Annotated in this window: 21 protein-coding genes; 12 read left to right on the forward strand and 9 right to left on the reverse strand. The window is 59.0% G+C overall.

Annotation, left to right across the window (positions count from 1 at the left end; translation table 11 throughout):
• Nucleotides 1–96: 96 nt before the first annotated feature.
• Nucleotides 97–711 (reverse strand): 5'-deoxynucleotidase, encoded by a 615-nt coding sequence (gene yfbR / locus CGS49_RS09115; protein WP_143405843.1) that lies wholly within the window; start codon nucleotides 709–711, stop codon nucleotides 97–99.
• Between the two features lie 168 nt (nucleotides 712–879).
• Here yfbR and CGS49_RS09120 point away from each other — a divergent pair, with 168 nt between their 5' ends.
• From CGS49_RS09120 to CGS49_RS09135, 4 genes are all read left to right on the forward strand, one after another.
• Entirely contained in the window at nucleotides 880–3,282 is a 2,403-nt protein-coding gene (locus CGS49_RS09120) for a YfhO family protein (protein ID WP_097801532.1), read from the forward strand.
• 422 nt (nucleotides 3,283–3,704) lie between these two features.
• Nucleotides 3,705–4,772, forward strand: coding sequence for an ABC transporter substrate-binding protein (locus tag CGS49_RS09125; RefSeq protein WP_097801533.1), 1,068 nt, complete (start codon nucleotides 3,705–3,707; stop codon nucleotides 4,770–4,772).
• 176 nt (nucleotides 4,773–4,948) lie between these two features.
• Nucleotides 4,949–5,893 carry an ABC transporter permease gene (locus tag CGS49_RS09130; RefSeq protein WP_097801534.1) on the forward strand — a complete coding sequence of 315 codons (945 nt, stop codon included), beginning with the start codon at nucleotides 4,949–4,951 and terminating at the stop codon, nucleotides 5,891–5,893.
• A gap of 7 nt (nucleotides 5,894–5,900) precedes the next feature.
• Nucleotides 5,901–6,713 (forward strand): ABC transporter ATP-binding protein, encoded by an 813-nt coding sequence (locus tag CGS49_RS09135; RefSeq protein WP_343215875.1) that lies wholly within the window; start codon nucleotides 5,901–5,903, stop codon nucleotides 6,711–6,713.
• 62 nt (nucleotides 6,714–6,775) lie between these two features.
• On the opposite strand, the gene CGS49_RS09140 is transcribed toward CGS49_RS09135, so the two are convergent.
• The 8 genes from CGS49_RS09140 to CGS49_RS09175 all read right to left on the reverse strand — a co-directional run bounded on the left by CGS49_RS09140 (nucleotide 6,776) and on the right by CGS49_RS09175 (nucleotide 12,461).
• Nucleotides 6,776–7,009 (reverse strand): methylenetetrahydrofolate dehydrogenase, encoded by a 234-nt coding sequence (locus tag CGS49_RS09140; RefSeq protein WP_097801536.1) that lies wholly within the window; start codon nucleotides 7,007–7,009, stop codon nucleotides 6,776–6,778.
• Nucleotides 7,010–7,097: 88 nt separating this feature from the next.
• Nucleotides 7,098–7,913, reverse strand: a complete 816-nt coding sequence (locus CGS49_RS09145; protein ID WP_097801537.1) for a TatD family hydrolase — start codon at nucleotides 7,911–7,913, stop codon at nucleotides 7,098–7,100.
• Complete coding sequence (locus tag CGS49_RS09150; protein ID WP_097801538.1) at nucleotides 7,910–8,872, reverse strand: DMT family transporter; 963 nt, start codon at nucleotides 8,870–8,872, stop codon at nucleotides 7,910–7,912. The genes CGS49_RS09145 and CGS49_RS09150 overlap by 4 nt, the downstream gene beginning before the upstream one ends.
• A gap of 6 nt (nucleotides 8,873–8,878) precedes the next feature.
• The gene (metG, locus tag CGS49_RS09155) at nucleotides 8,879–10,879 is read right to left on the reverse strand and encodes a methionine--tRNA ligase (protein WP_097801539.1); all 2,001 of its coding nucleotides are present in this window, start codon (nucleotides 10,877–10,879) and stop codon (nucleotides 8,879–8,881) included.
• 347 nt (nucleotides 10,880–11,226) lie between these two features.
• Nucleotides 11,227–11,535, reverse strand: coding sequence for a Dabb family protein (locus CGS49_RS09160; protein WP_097801540.1), 309 nt, complete (start codon nucleotides 11,533–11,535; stop codon nucleotides 11,227–11,229).
• 67 nt (nucleotides 11,536–11,602) lie between these two features.
• Nucleotides 11,603–11,824, reverse strand: a complete 222-nt coding sequence (locus CGS49_RS09165) for a DUF6199 family natural product biosynthesis protein (protein WP_097801541.1) — start codon at nucleotides 11,822–11,824, stop codon at nucleotides 11,603–11,605.
• 9 nt (nucleotides 11,825–11,833) lie between these two features.
• Nucleotides 11,834–12,124 (reverse strand): SdpI family protein, encoded by a 291-nt coding sequence (locus tag CGS49_RS09170; protein WP_097801542.1) that lies wholly within the window; start codon nucleotides 12,122–12,124, stop codon nucleotides 11,834–11,836.
• A 19-nt stretch (nucleotides 12,125–12,143) separates the two neighbouring features.
• Complete coding sequence (locus tag CGS49_RS09175; protein WP_097801543.1) at nucleotides 12,144–12,461, reverse strand: hypothetical protein; 318 nt, start codon at nucleotides 12,459–12,461, stop codon at nucleotides 12,144–12,146.
• Between the two features lie 1,168 nt (nucleotides 12,462–13,629).
• On the opposite strand from CGS49_RS09175, the gene CGS49_RS09180 reads away from it, so the two are divergent.
• The 8 genes from CGS49_RS09180 (at nucleotide 13,630) to atpC (ending at nucleotide 20,511) form a co-directional block, all read left to right on the forward strand.
• Nucleotides 13,630–14,094 (forward strand): DUF2798 domain-containing protein, encoded by a 465-nt coding sequence (locus CGS49_RS09180; protein WP_097801544.1) that lies wholly within the window; start codon nucleotides 13,630–13,632, stop codon nucleotides 14,092–14,094.
• A gap of 502 nt (nucleotides 14,095–14,596) precedes the next feature.
• The gene (locus CGS49_RS09185; RefSeq protein ID WP_097801545.1) at nucleotides 14,597–15,280 is read left to right on the forward strand and encodes a F0F1 ATP synthase subunit A; all 684 of its coding nucleotides are present in this window, start codon (nucleotides 14,597–14,599) and stop codon (nucleotides 15,278–15,280) included.
• A 67-nt stretch (nucleotides 15,281–15,347) separates the two neighbouring features.
• Nucleotides 15,348–15,572, forward strand: a complete 225-nt coding sequence (gene atpE / locus CGS49_RS09190) for an ATP synthase F0 subunit C (protein ID WP_097801546.1) — start codon at nucleotides 15,348–15,350, stop codon at nucleotides 15,570–15,572.
• A gap of 18 nt (nucleotides 15,573–15,590) precedes the next feature.
• The gene (locus CGS49_RS09195) at nucleotides 15,591–16,088 is read left to right on the forward strand and encodes a F0F1 ATP synthase subunit B (protein ID WP_097801547.1); all 498 of its coding nucleotides are present in this window, start codon (nucleotides 15,591–15,593) and stop codon (nucleotides 16,086–16,088) included.
• Complete coding sequence (gene atpA / locus CGS49_RS09200) at nucleotides 16,072–17,799, forward strand: F0F1 ATP synthase subunit alpha (RefSeq protein WP_097801548.1); 1,728 nt, start codon at nucleotides 16,072–16,074, stop codon at nucleotides 17,797–17,799. Before CGS49_RS09195 ends, atpA begins: the two co-directional genes overlap by 17 nt.
• A complete protein-coding gene (atpG, locus tag CGS49_RS09205) occupies nucleotides 17,786–18,673 on the forward strand; it encodes an ATP synthase F1 subunit gamma (RefSeq protein ID WP_097801549.1) in 888 nt (295 codons plus the stop codon). Before atpA ends, atpG begins: the two co-directional genes overlap by 14 nt.
• Nucleotides 18,674–18,706: 33 nt before the next feature.
• The gene (gene atpD, locus CGS49_RS09210; RefSeq protein ID WP_097801550.1) at nucleotides 18,707–20,104 is read left to right on the forward strand and encodes a F0F1 ATP synthase subunit beta; all 1,398 of its coding nucleotides are present in this window, start codon (nucleotides 18,707–18,709) and stop codon (nucleotides 20,102–20,104) included.
• On the forward strand, nucleotides 20,104–20,511 hold the full coding sequence (gene atpC, locus CGS49_RS09215) for an ATP synthase F1 subunit epsilon (RefSeq protein ID WP_097801551.1): 408 nt from the start codon (nucleotides 20,104–20,106) through the stop codon (nucleotides 20,509–20,511). The genes atpD and atpC overlap by 1 nt, the downstream gene beginning before the upstream one ends.
• Nucleotides 20,512–20,645 lie beyond the last annotated feature (134 nt).

Here is a 20,645-nt window from a genome sequence, read left to right on the forward strand (position 1 = left end):
GGTAGTTTCTCTGAGGACCGTCCGCTGGGGTGGGACCCTGCCGCCGCAGGCGGTAGGGCGGGCGATGGAATGGCCCGTTTCGTGTCCGAGGAGGAACTACCGACACACTGACCCTACTGCAACGTCCTGCCGGGTCAGCTCATCCAGATTCTGGGTGTAGCAGGGCAGGCAGTGGGCCATGAACCAGTCGGCTTCCGGGCAGTGCATGGCTTCCAGCGCCGCTTTCTGCTGGGCAAAGGCCGCGTCGAACTCGTGGTTGCCGCTGCGCTGCTCCTCCATGCACTTGATGAGGGCGCTGAGCCGGTCGGCGGCTTTCAGCAGCCGCTTTTCTTCGGCGGTGAGCAGCTCGCCGGAGATGAAGGGAGAAATTTCTTCGCCCAGTTCTTCCGGCAAAAGGCCGGTCATGCTGCGCACGCTCTCGGCCTCCAGCGCCTTGTAGGCGTCCCGCAGGGCGTGGTTCGCATACTTGACGGGCGTGGGCATGTCGCCGGTGATGATCTCCGGTGCGTCGTGGTACAGCGCCGCCACTGCCACCGTTTTGGGGCGGCAGGGGGTGCCGGTGTACCGCCGTGCGATCAGGCACAGCATGTGTGCCAGCAGCGCGGTATCACAGGTGTGCTCACTGAGGGATTCGGCCCGGGTGGAGTGCATCAGGCTCCAGCGGGTGATGTACTTCATGCGGGCCAGCAGGGCGCTGAACGGATACAGCATGGGCGGTCTCCTCCTTTGCAGATGCGGACTTTTCTTCACCATACCTGCCCGGCAGGGGCTTGTCAAGCCTTTGGTGAAGAAAAGTTCTTTTTTTAACCGCGTGCCCGTGCTATACTATACAGAAAGAACATCAACATTCTGCCCCAGCGGCAGAGAAAAGAGGAACCCATGGAGTGGTCTGGTACCGCCCGGCAGCCGCAGCTGCTGGGGCAAAAAAAGGATAAATTCTGGCGGACGGTGGCGCTGTGTGCCCTGACGGCCGCGTTATTTTTCCTGCCGTTCTATATCATCGACGGCGGCTTTTTCCACTATGCAGGCGATTTCAACAGCCAGCAGATCAGCTTTTACCGCTATATGAACGGCTTTTTCAAGGGGGCCGGTTACCCGGACAGTGCGTTCACCTCGGTGCGTAACACCTTCTCCTGGGCCACCGACCTTGGCAGCGGCGTCATGAATGCCTACTCGTTCTACCTGTACGGCTCGCCGTTCTTCTATTTTTCGCTCATCTTCCCGCAGAAGTGGCTGCCCTACCTCATGGTGCCGTTGCTCGTGCTCAAATTTGCCGTGGCGGGCGGCGGCGCGTACCTTTACCTGCGCCGCTACGTCAAAAACATCGACTATGCGGTGCTGGGTGCCTGCCTTTACACCTTCTCCGGCTTTGCGGTGTACAACATTTTCTTCAACCACTTTGTGGACGTGGTGGCCCTGTTCCCGTATCTGCTGTGGTCGCTGGACGAAGTGCTCTATGAAAACAAGCACAGCTGGTTTGCCTTCTGGGTGGCGGTGAACCTTTTCAACAACTACTTCTTCTTCATCGGGCAGGTGGTGTTCCTTGCCATCTACTTTGTGTGCAAGCTCAGTACCGGCGACTTCCGTCTCACGGTGAAAAAGTTCGGCCTGCTGGCCTTCGAAAGCCTGCTGGGCGTGGCCATGGGCAGCCTGCTGCTGGTGCCGGCCATCCTCTCGCTGCTGCAGAACCCCCGCACGGTGGACCTTTCCTCCGGCTGGGGCTTCCTGACCTACAGCAAGGTGCAGCAGTACCTTGCCATCCTCGTCAGCTGGATCATGCCGCCGGATTCGCCCTATCTCACCTCCATCTGGTCCGAGGGCGTCATCAAGTGGACCAGCATGTCGGCCTACCTGCCGCTGTGCAGCCTGGCCGGTGCGGTGGCCTACTGGCGCGCCCGCCGCGGCGACAGCAAAAAGCGCATCGTGGCCACCTGCGCCGTTTTTGCGCTGGTACCTATCCTGAACAGTGCCTTCTACGCCCTCAATTCCAGCTACTATGCGCGCTGGTATTATATGCCGGTGCTGATCCTTGCTGCCATGACGGTGAACGCGCTGGAAGACCACAACACCGATCTGGATTCCCCTGCGGGCGGCATCAGCTGGCTGATGATCGCCACGCTGGCCTTTGCCGTGGTGCCGGTGCAGGACGGCGACACCGGCAGCTGGTCCTTCGGCGTGCTCAAGAACCCCGGCCAGTACTGCGCGGTGCTGGGCTTCGGCCTGCTGGGGCTGCTGGTCTACCGCTATATCTGTGGCAAATGGCGGGCAGACAGCCGCTTTGCCCAGCGCATGACGGCGGCAGTGCTGGCCTTCGCCTTCCTGTTCAGCGTGGTGCACATCGGCATTGGCAAGTTCGGCCAGTGGTACACCGACAGCGACCTCGTGGAGCAGGACACCAACGCCCTGCTGCTGAAAAATGACCTGCCCGAGGGCGATTGCCGCATCGACACCTACAAAATTCATGATAACATCGGCATGTGGCTGGACAAGAGCTGCCTGCAGTATTTTGGCAGCACGGCCGCGCCCAGCATCCTCAGCTTTTATCCGGCACTGGGTGTCAAGCGGGATGTGCGCAGCGAGCCGGAGCTTTCCAACTACGCCCTGCGGGGCCTGCTGAGCGTGGAATACCTCATCACCACGCCGGAAAAGCAGGGTGCCTTTGAAGCCGAAGCCGACGACGGCTGGGTCTACGACAGCGCAAAGGACGGCTATGTGCTCTACCGCAACACGAATTATGTGCCCATGGGCTTCACCTATGACTACTACCTCACCGAGAACGAGTACGAGGACACGGTCAAGTCCACCCGCTCAAACCTTTTGATGCGGGCGCTGGTGCTGCCGGATGAAGCCGCCGAGACCTATGGCAAGTATCTCACCCATCTGCCGGACGACAAGCTCAATGACCTGTACTACGAGGAGTACGTGCAGGACTGCGCCGACCGCCGCGCCACGGCCGCCAGCGTGTTCCAGATGAACAATTCCGGCTTCCACGCCGAGATCACGCTGGGCAAAGAGAACCTTGTGTTCTTCTCGGTGCCCTACGACGACGGCTTCACAGCCTATGTCAACGGGCAGGAGACCGAGATCGTGGAAGTGGACGAAGGCCTGATGGCGGTGCTCTGCCCGGCAGGGGAGAACACCATCGACTTTGTGTATCAGCCCGACGGCATCCGGCTGAGCCGCCCGCTGACCTTTGGCGGCATCGGCGTGTGGCTGGTGTACACGGCATACTTTGTCTGGCGCAAGCGCCGGAAGAATGACTTTGCCCCGGAGAAAAAATAAAATTTTGCAGTTGCCCCTTGACTTTATCCGGATAAAGTGTATAATGCAATCAAACCGATGAGGCGGAGGAGAACCTGCACAGCGCATCTTCAGTGAGCCCGGACAGTGAAAACGGGCGAGAGCGGGGCAGAGATTCGTGGGCCGCCGAGGGCCGGGCAAACGAGATGCCAGCGCATTTTCAGTAGCTTGGGACGGAAGCCTCCGTTACAGGGCAGGGGAGTGTTGGCTCTCCGTGAGAGGCTCTGCGTTTTGAGAGCAGGGCAAGCAAGGTGGCACCGCAGAATCGTATTTTACCGATCCTGTCCTTGTGGATGAACACACAGGGACAGGGTCGTTTTTTTGTAAGACCCGTCCCGCAAAGGGAGCGGGTCTTTTATTTATAATTTTTTGGGCCGCCCGCTCCGGGAAAGGAGTCATTTATTATGAAAAACGTTACCATGATCTCCCGCCGCAGCTTCCTGAAGGCCGCTATGGCAGCTTCCGCCGTTTCCGCACTGGCACTGACCGGCTGCGGCGGCTCCGCTTCTTCCGCTGCCGCATCTGCTGCAGCTGAGGGCGGCCAGACCTTCAAGGTGGGCATCGTCAACTATGTGGACCATGCATCCCTGAACCAGATCGTGGCGTCCGTCGAGAGCCGCCTGGACGAGCTGGGCAAGGAGAAGGGCGTCACCTTCGATTACGCCGATTACTACGCCAACGCACAGGCCGATCAGTCCAACCTGAACCAGATCGGTGCCGATCTGGTGGGCGATGGCGTGGATGTGATCGTGGCTGTGGCGACCCCCACTGCCGCCACCATGCTGGCTGCCGTGGAGGATACCGACATCCCGGTGGTCTACTCCGCCGTCACCGACCCCGCTGCCGCAGGCTTTGACGATGGCGAGAACATCACCGGCACCTCCGATGCCCTGAATACCGATGCCATTATGAACCTGATCCTTGCGGTGGACCCGGACATCGACACCATCGGCCTGCTGTACGACCTGAGCCAGGATGCCTCCACGCAGGCCATTGCAGACGCCAAGGCCTTCTGCGAGGCGAAGGGCATCAAGTACATTGAGAAGAACGGCACCACCACCGCCGAGGTACAGATGGCGGCCGAGGCCCTGATCGCTGCCGGTGTCAAGGCGGTGTTCACCCCCACCGACAACACCGTCATGACCGCCGAGCTGTCCATCTACGAGACCTTCACCGAAGCAGGCGTCCAGCACTACACCGGTGCCGACAGCTTTGCCCTGAACGGTGCTTTCGTGGGCTACGGCGTCGATTACGTCCAGCTGGGCGAAGCCACCGCCGACATGGTGGCCGAGATCCTGTGCGATGGCAAGAGCGCTTCCGATATGCCGTACCAGACCTTCGACAACGGCATCGTGACCATCAACACTGAGACCTGCGAAGCCCTGGGCCTCGACCTCGACACCGTGAAGGAAGCCTTCAAGCCCTACTGCACCGAGATCGTGGAAGTGACCACCGCAGAGAACTTCTCTTAAAGATAACCCTCTCAGTCAAAACCTGACGGTTTTGCCAGCTCCCCCGAAAGGGGGAGCTTTTGGCGGCTATAGGAAAAGTTTTCCGTCCCAATAAAAGCTTGCCCTTCGGGAGAGCTGGACGCGAAGCGGCCTGAGAGGGCCGTTCTAAAATACATAATGTTAAAAGGAGCACACACATGCTGGCGAGTATTTTTTCGCTCAACGTCCTGCAGACGGCGCTGGAACTGGGCTGTATCTATGCCCTGGTCGCGCTGGCGCTGTTCTTGAGCTATTCCATTCTGAACATTGCAGACCTGTCCACCGACGGCTGCTTTACCCTGGGCTGCGCGGTGGCCTGCCAGGTGGCTCTGACCGGCCACCCCGTTCTGGCCCTGTTTGCCGCCATGGCGGCGGGCGTGTGCTCCGGCTTTGTCACGGCCTTTCTGCAGACCCGCCTCGGCGTGGAGAGCATCATGGCCGGCATCATCGTCAACACCGGCCTTTACACCATCAATCTGGCCGTGATGGGCTTCTCGTCCACCATGTCGCTGGTCAAGACCGACACCATCTTCTTGCTGGCAAAGGGCTCGCTGAGCTTCCTCGGCGGCTGGTATAAGCTGGTGATCGCGCTGGTCATCATCGTGCTGGCAGGCGCAGCGATGCTGGGCTTCCTCGGCACCCGGCTGGGCCTGTCCATCCGCGCCACCGGTGACAATGCTGCCATGGTGCGCGCTTCCAGCATCAACCCGGCCTTCACCATCACGGTGGGTCTGTGCATCTCCGGTGCGCTGTGCGCGCTGTCCGGCGGTCTGCTGGCACAGTACCAGAAAAGCTGCGACATCAACGTAGGCACCGGCATGGTGACCATCGCGCTGGCGTCCCTCATCATCGGCGAGACCCTGCTTGGCAAGCGCACCATGCTGCGCCGCATCATCGGCGTGGTGTTCGGCAGCTGCCTGTACCGCTTTATCGTGGCCGTGGCTCTGCGCTTCAATGTGCCCGCTGCCGCCATGAAGCTGGTGTCTGCCATCATCGTGGCCATCGCTATTTCGATGCCCGCCATCAAGGAAAAAGTTGCTTTCGAGCAGCGCAAGCGCGGGGCACGCAGCCGCCGCGTGACCACCGGCAAGGAGGGACAGTAAGATGGAAATGCTTCAGCTGAATGACCTGCACAAGACCTTCAACCCCGGCACCGTCAACGAAAAGGTGGCCCTGAACGGGGTCAGCCTGCACATGGAAGCAGGCGATTTTGCCACCATCGTGGGCTCCAACGGCGCGGGCAAATCCACCTTGTTCAATGCCATCACCGGCGGCTTCATCGCCGACGAGGGTAGCATCCTGCTGGGCGGGCAGGACATCACCTTTGAACCGGAACACCAGCGCAGCAAATACATCGGCCACCTGTTCCAGGACCCCCTCAAGGGCACCGCGCCCAACATGACCATTGAGGAAAATCTGGCGCTGGCCTACCTGCGGGCCGGCACCGCCCCCCACGCCATCTTCTCCCGCATCTCCCGCAAGGATAAGGATGTGTTCCGCGAGAAGCTGGCGCTGCTGGACATGGGCCTTGAGGACCGCATGAAGCAGCCGGTGGGCCTGCTGTCCGGCGGCCAGCGTCAGGCACTGACCCTGCTCATGGCAACGCTGGTCACGCCGAAGCTTCTGCTGCTGGACGAGCACACCGCCGCCCTGGACCCGGCCACCGCCGAAAAGGTGCTGGAGCTGACCAAGAGCATCGTAGCCGAAAAGAAGATCACCTGCCTGATGGTCACCCACAACATGCATCAGGCGCTGGAGCTGGGCAACCGAACCCTGATGATGGATGCGGGCTGCATCGTCTTTGACGTGAAGGGCGAACAGCGCAGCAAGATGACTGTGGACGATTTGTTAGAGAAGTTCCGCGAGAATGCCGGCAAGAATCTGGACAATGACCGCATCCTGCTGAGCAAGGTAGAGCCGTAATTATAGGAAAAACAAAAATCCCCTCTGTGCAGATGCACAGAGGGGATTTTCAATGCAAGAAATTACTGAACGTACTCGACCGTGTACTCGAAGCCGTACTCCTCCTGCAGCTTCTTCACTTCGGGCTCGCAGTCCTCGATGAAGGTGGGAGCATAGACAGAAGCGCCGTTGTGAGCCTTCTTGTAGTCCTCCACGATCTGCTGCAGCTTTGCCCAGCCCTCGTTGGCCTTGGCGTTGTCGATGCTGTCGGGGAAGTTGATGATGAACTCGCGGTGTTTGGGGATACGTGCTTTCATGGTAGAAATCTCCTTATAACAGTTTGGATTTTACTTGTTCATTTATACAGAAGCACGGGCCTGAACCTGTGCAACTTGCGAAAAAATTTTACAGTCCGTACACCCGACGGGCATTTTCCGTGGTTACACGGAACACATCCTCGGCGGGGACGCCCTTCACCTGCGCGATGTACTCGCCCACATAGCGGATGAGGGAACTGTCGCAGCGGGTGCCGCGCACCGGCTCCGGGGCCATGTAGGGGCAGTCGGTCTCCAGCACGATGCGTTCCAGCGGCAGGGCGCTGATGGCCTTGGCTGCCCGCTTTGCACCTTTGAAGGTGCAGGCACCACCGAAGCCAATATACAGCCCCTGCTTTGCCAGCCACACAGCGTCGTCGGCACTGCCGGAATAGCAGTGGACGATGCCCTTGGGATGGTATTTTTTCAGCAGGGCGTAAACGTCGGCGTGGGCGTTGCGGTCGTGCACGATGATGGGCTTGTCCAGTTCCAGCGCCAGCCGGATGTGTGCCTCAAACATGGCCAGCTGGGCATCCTTGGGCACAGGCCAGTGGTAGTCCAGCCCGCACTCACCCACAGCTACCACCTTGGGGTCCTCGTAATACGGGGCCAGAGCGCGCATCTCTGCGGCCCAGTCCCCGCCGTACACCGAGACCGTAGGAGCCGGGCCTTCCTCGCCGCAGTCGGCGGCGGGCAGCAGGCTTTCCGGGTGGATGCCAACAGCTGCCACCACCCACGGGTAGCGGTGCGCCAGCCCCAGCACCCAGGGCGCGTCCCCGGAGTGGGTGGCCTGCTCGCACACGCCTACCACGCCCTTGCCGGGCAGACTGTCCAGCAGGGCAAATCGGTCGGTGTCAAAGGCGCGGGCACTGTAATGGGCGTGGGTGTCAAAAATGGGGCCGGTCATTTGCCCTCCTTTTTGGCGGGGGCCTTGTTCACCAGCCAGATGCCCACACACACGAACACCAGCGCCGCCAGATACTGCCAGCGGAACAGGGGTTCGCCGTTGAGCACGGCGCTCAGCAGTACGTTGACCACCGGGTTCACGAAGCCAAAGATGGCAATGCGGCTGACCGGGTTGTTCTTCATCAGCAGGGCCCACAGCACATAGCCTGCGCCGCAGATGAAGGCCAGATACAGCATGACCACCACCGCCAGCGCGCTCTGCACCTGCAGCCGACCGCCCATGGCAGTGCCAATGAGGAACAGCGCCACGCCGCCCACAAAGAGGTTGATGAAGCAGACGCCGAAGCTGTCGGCCTTTTTGGTGACCGACTTGTTCCACGGGCCGGACAGGGTGAAGATGACGGTTGCCGCCATCATGCAGAATACGCCCCAGCCGCTGCCGCTGCCGTGGTTGCCCAGCGTGCCGATGAGTACGCCCGCAAAGCCCACGACGCAGCCCAGCGTTTTGGCAGGGGTCATGCGGTCCGCATTGCCATAAAGGAAGTGGGCAAAGATGACCCCCAGAAAGCTCTGGGTGCTGTTCAGGATGCCCCCAAAGGCACCGGTGAGCATCGCCACGGCGATGTAGTAGAAGGCATACTGTGCGGTGGTCTGCCACAGACCCAGCGCGCAGCACTCTGCCGCCACCTTGCCCCGGGGCAGGCGGGGCATCCGGCTTTGCAGCAGCACACTGCCCAGCAGCACCAGAAAGCTGCCCAGTGTGAACCGCACCCCCGCAAAGCAGAAGATGGAGGCGGTGTCGCCGGTGCCGATGGAGAACAGCCGGTAGCCCAGCTTGATGAAGGGAAAGGCCGAGCCCCACAGCACATTGCAGAAAATAGCCAGCAGCACGGCACACACCGGTGTGCCGAAGATACGATCCAGTTTTTCCGCTCTGGAAAGCGTCTTGTTTTCCTGCATGGCGGCTCAGTGGATGCGGCTGCCCACGGGGACATCATCGCCGTAGAAAGCAATGGAGCAGCCGCCGTCGGCGGTATCAGCAGCAAAGATCATGCCCTCGCTGACATATTTGCCCTTCATCATCGGGCGGGGTGCCAGGTTGCACACGATGCCGATCTTCTTGCCGATCAGGTCTTCCGGCTTGAACCACTTGGCAATGCCGGACAGGATGCAGCGCTCGCGCTCGCCGTCGAACACGGTCAGGTGCAGCAGCTTCTTGCTCTCCTTCAGGTTCTCGCAGGCGCGCACCTCGGCCACGCGCAGCTCCACCTTGCAGAAGGTGTCAAAGTCGATCTCGGCTTCGTGGGTGAAGTCCACGCCGCTCTCCTCAGCAGCAGGGGCGGCAGCCTTCTTTTCGGCTTCCGCCTTGGCCTTGTTGGCGGCTTCGGCAGCAGCCTTGCGCTTCTCGTCTTCTTCCTTCAGGTGGGCGATCTCCTTGGCCACGTCGATACGGGGGAACAGAGCATCGCCCTTGTGGACGGTGTAGGTCTCCTGTGCGCCGTAGGTGGTCTTGGTCAGGTCCAGAGCAGATGCGTCCAGACCCAGCTGTTCCATCATCTTGGGGGCGGTGGTGGGCAGGTAGGCGTTCAGCAGGATGCCGCACACGCGCAGTGCCTCGCACAGGTGGTACAGAACGCTCTCCAGACGGGCCTTGTTGGCCTCGTCCTTGGCCAGCGCCCAGGGAGCGGTCTCATCGATGTACTTGTTGGCGCGCTGGATGACCGCGAAGATCTCCATCAGGGCCTGCGGGATGGTCAGGCTGTCCATGTCGGCCGTGACCTTGGCGGTCAGCTCGTTGACCATGGTCTCCAGCTCGGTGTCGATGGCTTCGGTACCGGCCACATTGTGCACGGTGCCGCCGAAGTACTTCTCGCACATGGCGACGGTGCGGCTGAGCAGGTTGCCCAAATCGTTCGCCAAATCGCTGTTGATGCGGGTGATCAGGGCTTCGTTGGTGAACATGCCATCGTTGCCGAAGGGGATCTCACGCAGCAGGAAGTAGCGGATGGCATCCACGCCGTAGCGGTCGCACAGGATCACGGGGTCCACCACGTTGCCCACGGACTTGGACATCTTGCCGCCGTTCATCAGCAGCCAGCCGTGGCCGAACACGCGCTTGGGCAGGGGCAGGTCCAGAGCCATCAGCATGGCAGGCCACAGGATGGTGTGGAAACGCAGAATTTCCTTGCCCACCATGTGCAGGTCGGCGGGCCAGAACTTGTCGTAGTCGTGATATTTTTCGTTGCCGTAGCCCAGCGCGGAGATATAGTTGCTCAGGGCGTCCACCCACACATACATGGTGTGCTTGGGGTCGAAGGGCACCGGGATGCCCCACTTGACCGAGGTACGGGACACGCAGGTGTCCTGCAGGCCCTGCTTAATGAAGGCGATCATCTCGTTCTTGCGGCTCTCGGGCTGGATGAACTGGGGGTTCTCCTCGTAGAGCTTCAGCAGGCGGTCGGCATACTTGCTGGTCTTGAAGAAGTAGGCTTCCTCGTGGGCATCGTAGACCTCACGGCCGCAGTCGGGGCACTTGCCGTCCACCAGCTGGCTGTCGGTCCAGAAGCTCTCGCAGGGCTTGCAGTAGTGGCCGATGTACTCGCCCTTATAAATGTCGCCCTGCTCGTACAGCTTGGTGAAAATCTTCTGGCAGCTTTCCATGTGGTAGTCGTCGGTGGTGCGGATGAAGCGGTCATAGCTCACGTCCAGCAGCTTCCACAGGTCCTTAACGGTGGCTACGATCTTGTCCACATACTCCTTGGGGGTCACACCGGCATCGGCAGCCTTGTCCTGAATTTTCTGGCCGTGCTCATCGGTGCCGGTCAGGAACATGACGTCGTAGCCCTGCATCCGCTTGAAGCGGGCCAGTGCGTCGCAGGCGACGGTGGTGTAGCTGTGGCCGATGTGCAGCTTATCGCTGGGGTAATAGATGGGGGTAGTGATGTAGAATGTCTTGTGCTCACTCATGGGATAAAATCTTCCTTTCCTGATTTGGCGCTGCAACGAAAAAACTCCCGCCCTGCCGGACAGATGCCGGACAAGGACGAGAGCTGAAACTTTCGTGGTACCACCTTGCTTCGCCGTGCCCTTGCAGGCACAGCCTTTTGCCGGGAAGCCTCCCGGCGCAGCGCGGTAACGGGCGCACCCGTCGCAGGCTCATTGTTCGCCCGCGCAGCTCCGAGGCCATGTTCCGCTCCGCGCAGCCTGCCCGGTTCCATCCTTCGGGCTTTCTGTCAGGCGCAGACGGTGCGTACTCTCCTCATCGCAGCCAATTTACATTGTTATGCCTATAATACGCAAAAACGGTGGGTTTGTCAATATGAAACCTCGTAATCCAGACAGAACCGTGCCTTGGTGTAGGGCCGTACCTTGCCGTCGGCCACGGCTACATGGGCGGGGTGGGTGGAGTAGCCCTTGAGGGCTTCAGCGCTCTCAAAGGTGGTGTCCAGCATCAGGTCGGCGGTGGAAGAAGGCAGGCCATTGATGTTGACGTGCACTTCCACAAGGCCGGGAATTTTGCCTGCAAGGCCTTCCAGCCCTTCCTTGATGCCCGCTTTCACAGCGGCTTTCTCGGCGTCGGACAGCTCATCTTTCAGCTGCCAGAGAATGACATGCTTGACCATAACAAAAAATCCTCCTGCGTTTTTTCTCATTGTAGCAGGGTGAGAAAACGAACGCAAGAGGAAAACGTTAAGATGGTGGAAAGAACAGGAGCACGACCAGAAACACCGCACCGGCGACGGCCATAAAAATGCCCTCGATCTGGGTGTAGCGAATGTATTTTTCAGAAGGTTCGGCCCGGTCGTACCGCCAGCGGGTCTGCAAAGAGATGGCTTCTTCCGGCAGAAAAAACGAGAACAGCCCGAACCCGATGCAAACAAACAACAGCAGAATGAGAAGAATCGTGTCCATGGCGGCACCTCACTTTTTGCCATCATTCCGTGTGCCATGATAGCACAGATTGGAGATCAAAAAGCCGATGCAGACCAGCAGCGCGGTGACCATTAAAATGGTGTGCAGCGGTTCGACCCGGGGCAGAAATACATTTACAAGATAAACGGCCCCGCACAGCAGCAGCGCAATGCCGGAAAATTTGCTGAAATGCTTCTTTTCATCCTCACTGCTCCAGCCGGTGCCGCCGCCATTGCGCAGGTCTTGGATACCGCGATACACAAACAGCACACCGCAGAGAAGGCTTAGCCAATTACTCATAGACACTCCTTTCCGGCGGTCAGTCCGCGCTATGGTTCCAGCTTTCGTAAGCGACGAGATAAAGAAGATCGCCTCCGATGGCGACGCCGAAGATGATACGGTAGAGCAGCGATGTAACAGGTGTGAACGTTAAGATCAGAAAGGCGATGCCGTTGAGCATGTAAAACACGCCGTTCTTTTTCTGCCACATGGCGCGGTATTCCGGGTCACGGTTATACTGGTTGAACGGCAGATTGATGAGCGGGTCTTTGCCTTGAAAATCCCGAATGCCGGAGACAAACCAAATAACGGTCAGCACAAGGTTAAACAGGGTGGAAAACGACAAGAACGACTCCATGGAATGCACCTCCCATCTTTTTCCACAGTATACCACAGAAAAGTGCAAAAACAAAGGACGGTATTCAACCGCGCAGCGTAAAATTTGCACAAATCGGACGTTGACTGTTGGTGAAAACAGCACAAAATAAAACCAGCCGGACGATGCGGTTGCAAGCCATCGTCCGGCTGGATCCTTACTTCTTCGGAGTCATAAGCCTCTCTCCCTGGGTTTTCTCATTTTCGGAGTAAGCGTTTCATAGGGTGACTCTCCTTGGAAACTACTGGAAACTGAGAAACGATTTCAAGGGGACTGATTACTCTAGTACATTGGATTGACCCTTCTCTTAACTGATGGAGTGCGGCACCGAGATTCGGAAAATGAATTTCATATTACCACATTCTTTCGAGTTAGATTTGCTAAGGGGCATCTTACTCAGTACATTGGTAGAACTCCTTTTCAGCTATTCAAATAAGCTTCTCCGTATTGCAGGTACTTTCATAAGAACCATCTCCGGCGGATCTATTTGAATTGCCTTGGGGTATTTTGTTTAACGACAGGTTGTCGTGTTTCGCGTTTTTGATGCTCAAGACCGGCTCATGTTTTGTTGTGTTTTTATACGGGGGAAACATCCCGTTTGTGGTGAGCCTCTGTTTTGCTTCTCAGCGAACCCCGACAGCCTGTCCCTGCTGTGCGGGTTCCATATCGACCATCGGTCTCGCTCCTTTCTGCTTCAAGTCAGCGGGATTAGCTCTCTCTTGAGCTTCTGCTGTACTTCTCTGGTTTCTGGCTTTATTATACATATTCCTGAACGATTTGTCTATTCGCAGAGTGCACAAGGATAGAAATATAAAATTGTGCAGTTCTTGAAAAACAGCAGATGGAACGTGCAAAATGCTGCTTTCTGCCGGCCTGTCCGGACGATCGGAACCTTTGGAGAGAAACTTTGTTCCCAGCAGGGAGGGGTGCTGGGGAACCACAGCAAAGTTGCCCAGAAGTTCCGGGCCGTTTGTGGAGGATTTTACGCAAAACGGGAGAAAGTGTCCGCTGGGTATTATGTGATGGCTTCGTTTGTGCTAAAATAGCGCCAATGAATGGTAGTCGCCGCCGCCCCGCGAGATGAAAGTTTCGCGGGGCGGCTTTTTTGCGGCAAAAATTTACACATAAAAGAAACGGAGACACAATCAAAATGCCTAAAACTTTACCGGAACGTATCTTCTTTACCATTGTCATGGCTGCCATTATGGTGTATGGCATGATCGTTTACAATGTGGCGCTGAACACCAATGGCGTCACCAATGCCACCTTTGTGATGGCTTTGCATGAAATGCCCATTATGGTGCCCGTTGCCTGCGTGCTGGAATTTTTCGTGGTGGAGAAACTGGCCACCCGATTGGCGTTTATGTTCATGCGGCCCACAGATCGTCCGCAGTTCATCACCTATGCCATCTCTCTGATGATCGTGTGCATCATGTGCCCAGTGATGAGTCTGATCGCAACGGTGCTGTTTAAAGAACCCGGCTTTGGCACTTGGGTGCATACCTGGGGCTGCAATATGCCTATGGCACTGTGCTGGCAGATGCTGTACTGCGGCCCGCTTGCCCGTGCCATCTTCCGGCTGGTGTTCCGCCGCAGCGCAAAACAGGCGGACTGATAGATTTTAGATATGCAGTTATAATAAATATGTATAGGAGAGGGCGCAATACCGGACAAGACACCTATACGATTTTTATATATCTGGCATATAAAGCATGTACAATAGGGCATTTTTGATGGAAATATTTTCCGGAATGTCCTGAAATAACCATCGAAACCTAAGAACTGGCTAAGAAATTTGTGGAAAAAGTACATGCAAAGGACACTTTGTTGGACAAGATGCACAACTTTTTTAATATATCAATGCAGTAGAATCACCTAAAATGTAGAATGTGCACAAAGGGACTTGCGAATTTTTGACATTCGTACTATGATATCGAACGAAAAAAGACGAAGTGACCAGAGCAAAGGAGGGCGCCAAGCGGTTCAAAACCAGCGCCTTCCTTGCTTTTTTCACGAAGAAGCGCCTTTTCTTCCAGCGATAAGAAGGCCGTGCCGTTCAAGCGGCGCGGACGACCCAAATCCCCGGAAATTGATTCTTCAGGAAGGAGGAGAAATAAATGAACAAGTTGACTCAAGCGTTGATGGAAGAACTGACCGTCGAGTACGTCAAGGTCGGCCCGCTGCAGATCCCGGAATCCGTGGTCATCAGCTGGGTGATCATGGTGCTGGTGGTGCTGGGTTCCATCCTGCTCACCCGCAACCTGAAGGTGGACCACATCAGCAAGCGTCAGGCTGTGCTGGAGCTGGCCTACACGGCGGGCAAAAATTTCTTTGAAGGCCTGCTGGGCAAGGAGGGTGCATGTTATGTGCCTTACCTGATGACCGTGGCCATTTACATCGCCTGCTCGAACCTGATCGGCGTGTTCGGCGTCAAGCCCCCCACGAAGGACCTGGACGTGACCGCAGCGCTGGCTTTGATGAGCATCGTCCTCATCGAGTATTCCGGCATCCGTGCCCGCGGCGGCGTCGGCTTCCTCAAGAGCCTGGCTGCCCCCACCCCGGTCATGACCCCCATGAACATCCTCGAGATCGCCATTCGCCCCACCAGCCTGTGCATGCGACTGTTCGGCAACGTGCTGGGCGCATTCGTCATCATGGAGCTGATCAAGCTGGTGGTGCCCGTGTTCGTCCCGGCGGTGTTCAGCCTGTATTTTGACCTGTTCGATGGCCTGATCCAGACCTACGTTTTCGTGTTCCTTACCTCGCTGTTCATGAAAGAGAGCATCGGCGGAGAGGAATAAAAGGCTCACGCGACAGCTTCCCCCGAGAGGGAAGCCTTGAAAATGATTGAATAAAGGAGATTTTATTATGAACGGTTTGATTGCTCTGGGCGCTGGCATTGCAGCGCTGACCGGCATTGGCGGCGGTATCGGCATTGGTATTGCAACTGGCAAGGCTACGGAGGCCATCTCCCGCCAGCCCGAAGCTGCCAGCAAGATCCAGACCAACCTGCTGCTGGGCGCTGCTCTGGCAGAAGGTACTGCAATTTTCGGCTTCGTCGTTGCACTGCTGATCATCCTGTTCCTGGGCTGATAATGGAGGCGTGAACGAATGCTGAAGTTGGATATCAACCTGCTGTATACGGTGGTCAACGTCCTCATCATGTACGCGCTGCTGCGCAAGTTCCTGTTCAAACCTGTGCAGGACGTGCTGGACAAGCGCCAGCAGATGGTGGATGCAAGCATGGCCGATGCGCAGGAAGCACAGAACAAGGCACAGGCTGCACTGAGCGCAGCCGAAGATAAACTGCACAACGTGGACATCGAAGCTGCACAGCTCCGCCAGTCCAGCGAGAAGCAGGCAGAAAAGCAGAAAGAGCAGCTGCTGGCCGACGCCCAGCGCCAGGCCGATGCCATCATCGCAGACGGCAAGGCAGCTGCCGAGGCGGAGCGCGCCAGCAAGCTGCGTCAGGCCGATGCACAGATCGCCGACCTGACCCGTACCGTGTGCGCCAAGGTGCTGGAACGCAACCTGACGCAGCAGGACGACGAGCGTTTGCTGGCGGACCTGCTGCAGAAAGCGGGGGACGGCGATGGCAAGCGCAGCTGAAACGTTGAAGGCTTATCTGCACAGCGCCCGCACCCCTTCTGAGCAGGCGCTGGAGCGCATCCGTGCCCAGCTGAAAAAGCAGTACGGCACGGATGTAGAGCTCACCGTCAGCGTGGAGCCGGAGCTGCTCTCCGGTTATGTGCTGCAGGTGGGCGACAAGGTGATCGACAACTCCGCAAAACACATGTTGGAGACCATCACCGCAGGCACCCCGGACCTTGCCACCATGCAGACCCGCGCAGAGGACTACAAGCCCGCTGCCGAGGCCAGCGAGGGCGGCACGGTCGTCTCCGCTGCCGACGGCGTCGTGGAAGTCAAGGGCATGGACAAAGCCGTTTACGGCGAGATCGTCACCTTCGACACCGGCGCAAAGGGCATGGTGGAGAGCGTGGAGCCCGATCGTCTGGGCGTCATGCTGTTCGACGACATTGAAAAGGTCGGCGTGGGCACTCTGGTCACCCGCAGCGGCAAGCGCGCGGGCATCCCGGTGGGCGACGGCTTCCTGGGCCGCGTCATCAGCCCGCTGGGCGAGCCCATCGACGGCAAGGGCCCCATTGAGTCTGTGGGCTACAACCCCATCGAGAAGCAGGCCCCCGGCATTCTGGAGCGCCAGAGCGTGGATACCCCGCTGCACACCGGCATCCTGGCCATCGACTCCATGTTCCCCATCGGCCGCGGCCAGCGTGAGCTGATCATCGGCGACCGCCAGACCGGCAAGACCTCCATTGCCACCGACGCCATCCTGAACCAGAAGGACACCGGTGTGCTGTGCATCTATGTGGCCATCGGACAGAAGGCTTCTTCCATCGCCCGCGTGGCAGGTGATCTGCAGAAGCACGGTGCCATGAGCTACACCACCATCGTGGCGGCTACCGCTTCCGACAGCGCTCCGCTGCAGTACATCGCACCTTACGCCGGCACCGCACTGGCCGAGTATTTTATGGCACAGGGCAAGAGCGTGCTGATCGTTTACGACGATCTGTCCAAGCACGCCGTGGCCTACCGTGCCATCTCGCTGCTGCTGCGCCGTTCTCCGGGCCGTGAGGCTTACCCCGGCGACGTCTTCTATCTGCACTCCCGTCTGCTGGAGCGCTCCTGCCGGATGCGCGACGACCTGGGCGGCGGTTCCATCACCGCCCTGCCCATCGTTGAGACCCAGGCAGGCGATGTCTCCGCTTACATCCCCACCAACGTCATTTCCATCACCGATGGCCAGATCTTCCTGGAGAGCGCCCTGTTCAACGCAGGCAACCGCCCCGCCGTCAATGTGGGACTGTCGGTGTCCCGTGTGGGCGGCGCAGCCCAGACCAAGGCCATGAAGAAGGCCAACGCCAACCTGCGTATTGAGCTGGCACAGTACAAGGATATGGAATCCTTTGCCCAGTTCAGCTCCGATCTGGACGCCGAGACCCGCCGCCAGCTGGACCACGGCAAGGCCCTGATGGAGATGCTCAAGCAGCCGCTGTACCAGCCCAAGTCCGACGCCGAGCAGGTGGTCACCCTGGTGCTGGCTTCCCATGGTATGCTGGACAGCCTGCCCACCGCGGAGCTGCGCAGCAAAACTTCCGCATTTGTGCGTCAGTTCCGTGCGGATGTGTCCGGCACGATGGATAAGATCACCGCCACCGGCAAGCTGGAACCTGAAATGGTCGATGCCATCCTGAACGCCTGGAAAGCTTATGCGGGAGGCGACAGCCATGCCGTCCAGTAAGCTGCTGAAAGAGCGCATTGAGAGCATCCAGGACACCATGAAGATCACGAACGCCATGTATCTGATCTCCTCGTCCAAGCTGCGCAAGGCGCGCAAGAACTATCAGAACGTGCAGCCCTACTTCAACCGTATGCGGGACACCATCTCCCGTGTGGTGCCCCACCTGCCGGAAGAACCGGTGCACCCTTACTTCCACCAGCGCAATGCAGCGAACCCCAAGCGGGCCTACATCGTGTTGACGGCCGATAAGGGCATGGCGGGCGCTTACAACCAGAATATCATCAAGTTCCTGAAGGCGCAGGCCGGGGATGACCCGAATGCCCGGTTCTATGTGATCGGCCAGACGGGCTACCGCGCCCTGTACCACAGGGACCCGCGCCTGGTGGAGGAGTTCCACTACGGCGCAACGGCTCCCACGCTGCAGCGTGCCCGCGACATCACGGTGGACGCTATCGACGACTTCGAGTCCGGCAAGCTGGATGAGATCTACCTCATCTACACCAAGATCGAGAACGCGCTGACCAGCGAACCCACCATGGTGCGGCTGCTGCCGCTGGACCGCGAACATCTGCAGCCTGCGCCGAAAGGCCTGGGCGACCCCAAGGGCGAGGTGGAGCTGTTCCCAGACGCCTGGACCGTGTTCCAGCAGACGGCACCCATCTACATGCACGGCATGATCTTTGGTGCCATGACCGAGAGCTACTGCGCTGAGCACAGTGCCCGCATGACTGCCATGGACTCCGCCACCAAGAGCGCCAATGAGATGATCCGGGAGCTGCAGCTGGAATACAACCGCACCCGTCAGGGCTCGATTACGCAGGAGATCACCGAGATCATCGGCGGCGCGGCTGCAGTGCAGAACCGGGCAGATTAAAACGTATTTACACATGATTATAGAGGCAATCGTATGATACAGGGAACTATTATTCGCGTAGCGGGCCCTGTGGTGGACGTGCAGTTCACCGCAGGCAAGCTGCCTGCCCTGCAGGAGGCGCTCACCGTGACCGCTGAGGGCACCGAGCGCACGATGGAAGTGACGCAGCACGTCAACGAGACGACGGTGCGCTGCATCATGCTTTCCGCCAGCGAGGGTCTTGGAAAGGGCATGGCCGTACAGGCCACCGGCCACGGCCTGACCGCGCCGGTGGGCGAGGGTACGCTGGGCCGCATGTTCGACCCGCTGGGCCGCCCCATCGACGGCAAGGGCCCCGTGGATGACGTGCCGCACTGGCCCATCCACCGCAAGGCACCCAGCTTTGCAGAGCAGAAGCCTGCAACGGAAATTCTGGAGACCGGCATCAAGGTCATCGACCTGCTGGCTCCCTATGCAAAGGGCGGCAAGATCGGTCTGTTCGGCGGCGCAGGCGTCGGCAAGACCGTGCTGATCCAGGAACTGATCCACAACGTGGCCACCGAGCACGGCGGCTATTCCATCTTCACCGGCGTCGGCGAGCGCTCCCGCGAGGGCTGCGACCTGTGGGGCGAGATGAACGCTTCCGGCGTGCTGGACAAGACCGCGCTGGTCTTCGGCCAGATGAACGAGCCCCCCGGAGCCCGTATGCGCGTGGCCGAGACCGGCCTGACCATGGCAGAGTACTTCCGTGAGGAGACCCACAAGGACGTGCTGCTGTTCATTGATAACATCTTCCGTTTCGTGCAGGCAGGTTCTGAGGTATCCGCTCTGATGGGCCGCATGCCTTCCGCCGTGGGCTACCAGCCTACCCTGGCCAACGAGCTGGGCGCTCTGCAGGAGCGCATCACCTCCACCAAGGAAGGCTCCATCACCTCGGTGCAGGCTGTCTACGTCCCCGCTGACGACCTGACCGACCCGGCCCCCGCCACCACCTTCGCCCATCTGGACGCCACCACCGTGCTGTCCCGTAAGATCGTGGAGCAGGGCATTTACCCCGCTGTGGACCCGCTGGCCTCCACCTCCCGCATTCTGGAAGCAGACATCGTGGGTGAGGAGCACTACCGCGTGGCCCGCAAGGTGCAGTCCATTCTGCAACGCTATCAGGAGCTGCAGGACATCATCGCCATTCTGGGCATGGACGAGCTGGACGACAACGACAAGCTCACCGTCGTCCGCGCCCGCAAGCTGCAGAAGTTCCTCTCCCAGCCCTTTGCGGTGGCCGAGAACTTCACCGGCCTGCAGGGCAAGTATGTGCCGCTGAAGGATACCGTGCGCAGCTTTGCCGCCATCGTGGACGGCGAGGCCGACGACCTGCCGGAGTGGGCCTTCTTCAACGTGGGTACGCTGGAAGATGCCCGCCAGAAGGCCGCTGAAAAGGGCGGTGCCGTCTGATGAACAAGTTCATCCTGAACATCACGGCATCCAGCGGCGAGTTCTACCAGGGCTATTGCGAGGACCTCACCCTGCCCACCGGCGACGGTGTGTACGGCGTGCAGGCCGGCCACAGCCCGGTGCTGGTGGCCCTGCACATGGGCATGCTGCACTTTGTGGTGGACGGCGAGAGCCGCGACATCCTGGTGGGTGACGGCATCGCCGAGGTGACCCCGGCTTACGTGATGGTGCTGGTGGACAGCGCCGAGCGCCCGGAGGACATCGACAAGAACCGCGCCGAGGCAGCCCGCATCCGTGCCGAGGAGCGCCTGCAGCACAAGCAGAGCATGCACGAGTATTACCAGAGCAAGATCGCTCTCAGCCGTGCCATGCAGCGCCTACAGACTTCGGCAAAGTACCGCCGCTGAGCAGCAAGATGACAAAACACCCGATTTCCCGGAGTTTTTCTGGGGAAACGGGTTTTTTTTGTTTTGTTTGTTTGAACCCTCTCCGTCTTTGCTCCGCAAAGCCACCTCTCCCGAGGGGAGAGGCCTTGGCTTAA

This window comes from Faecalibacterium langellae (assembly GCF_002549775.1).
Lineage (GTDB): Bacteria > Bacillota > Clostridia > Oscillospirales > Ruminococcaceae > Faecalibacterium > Faecalibacterium langellae.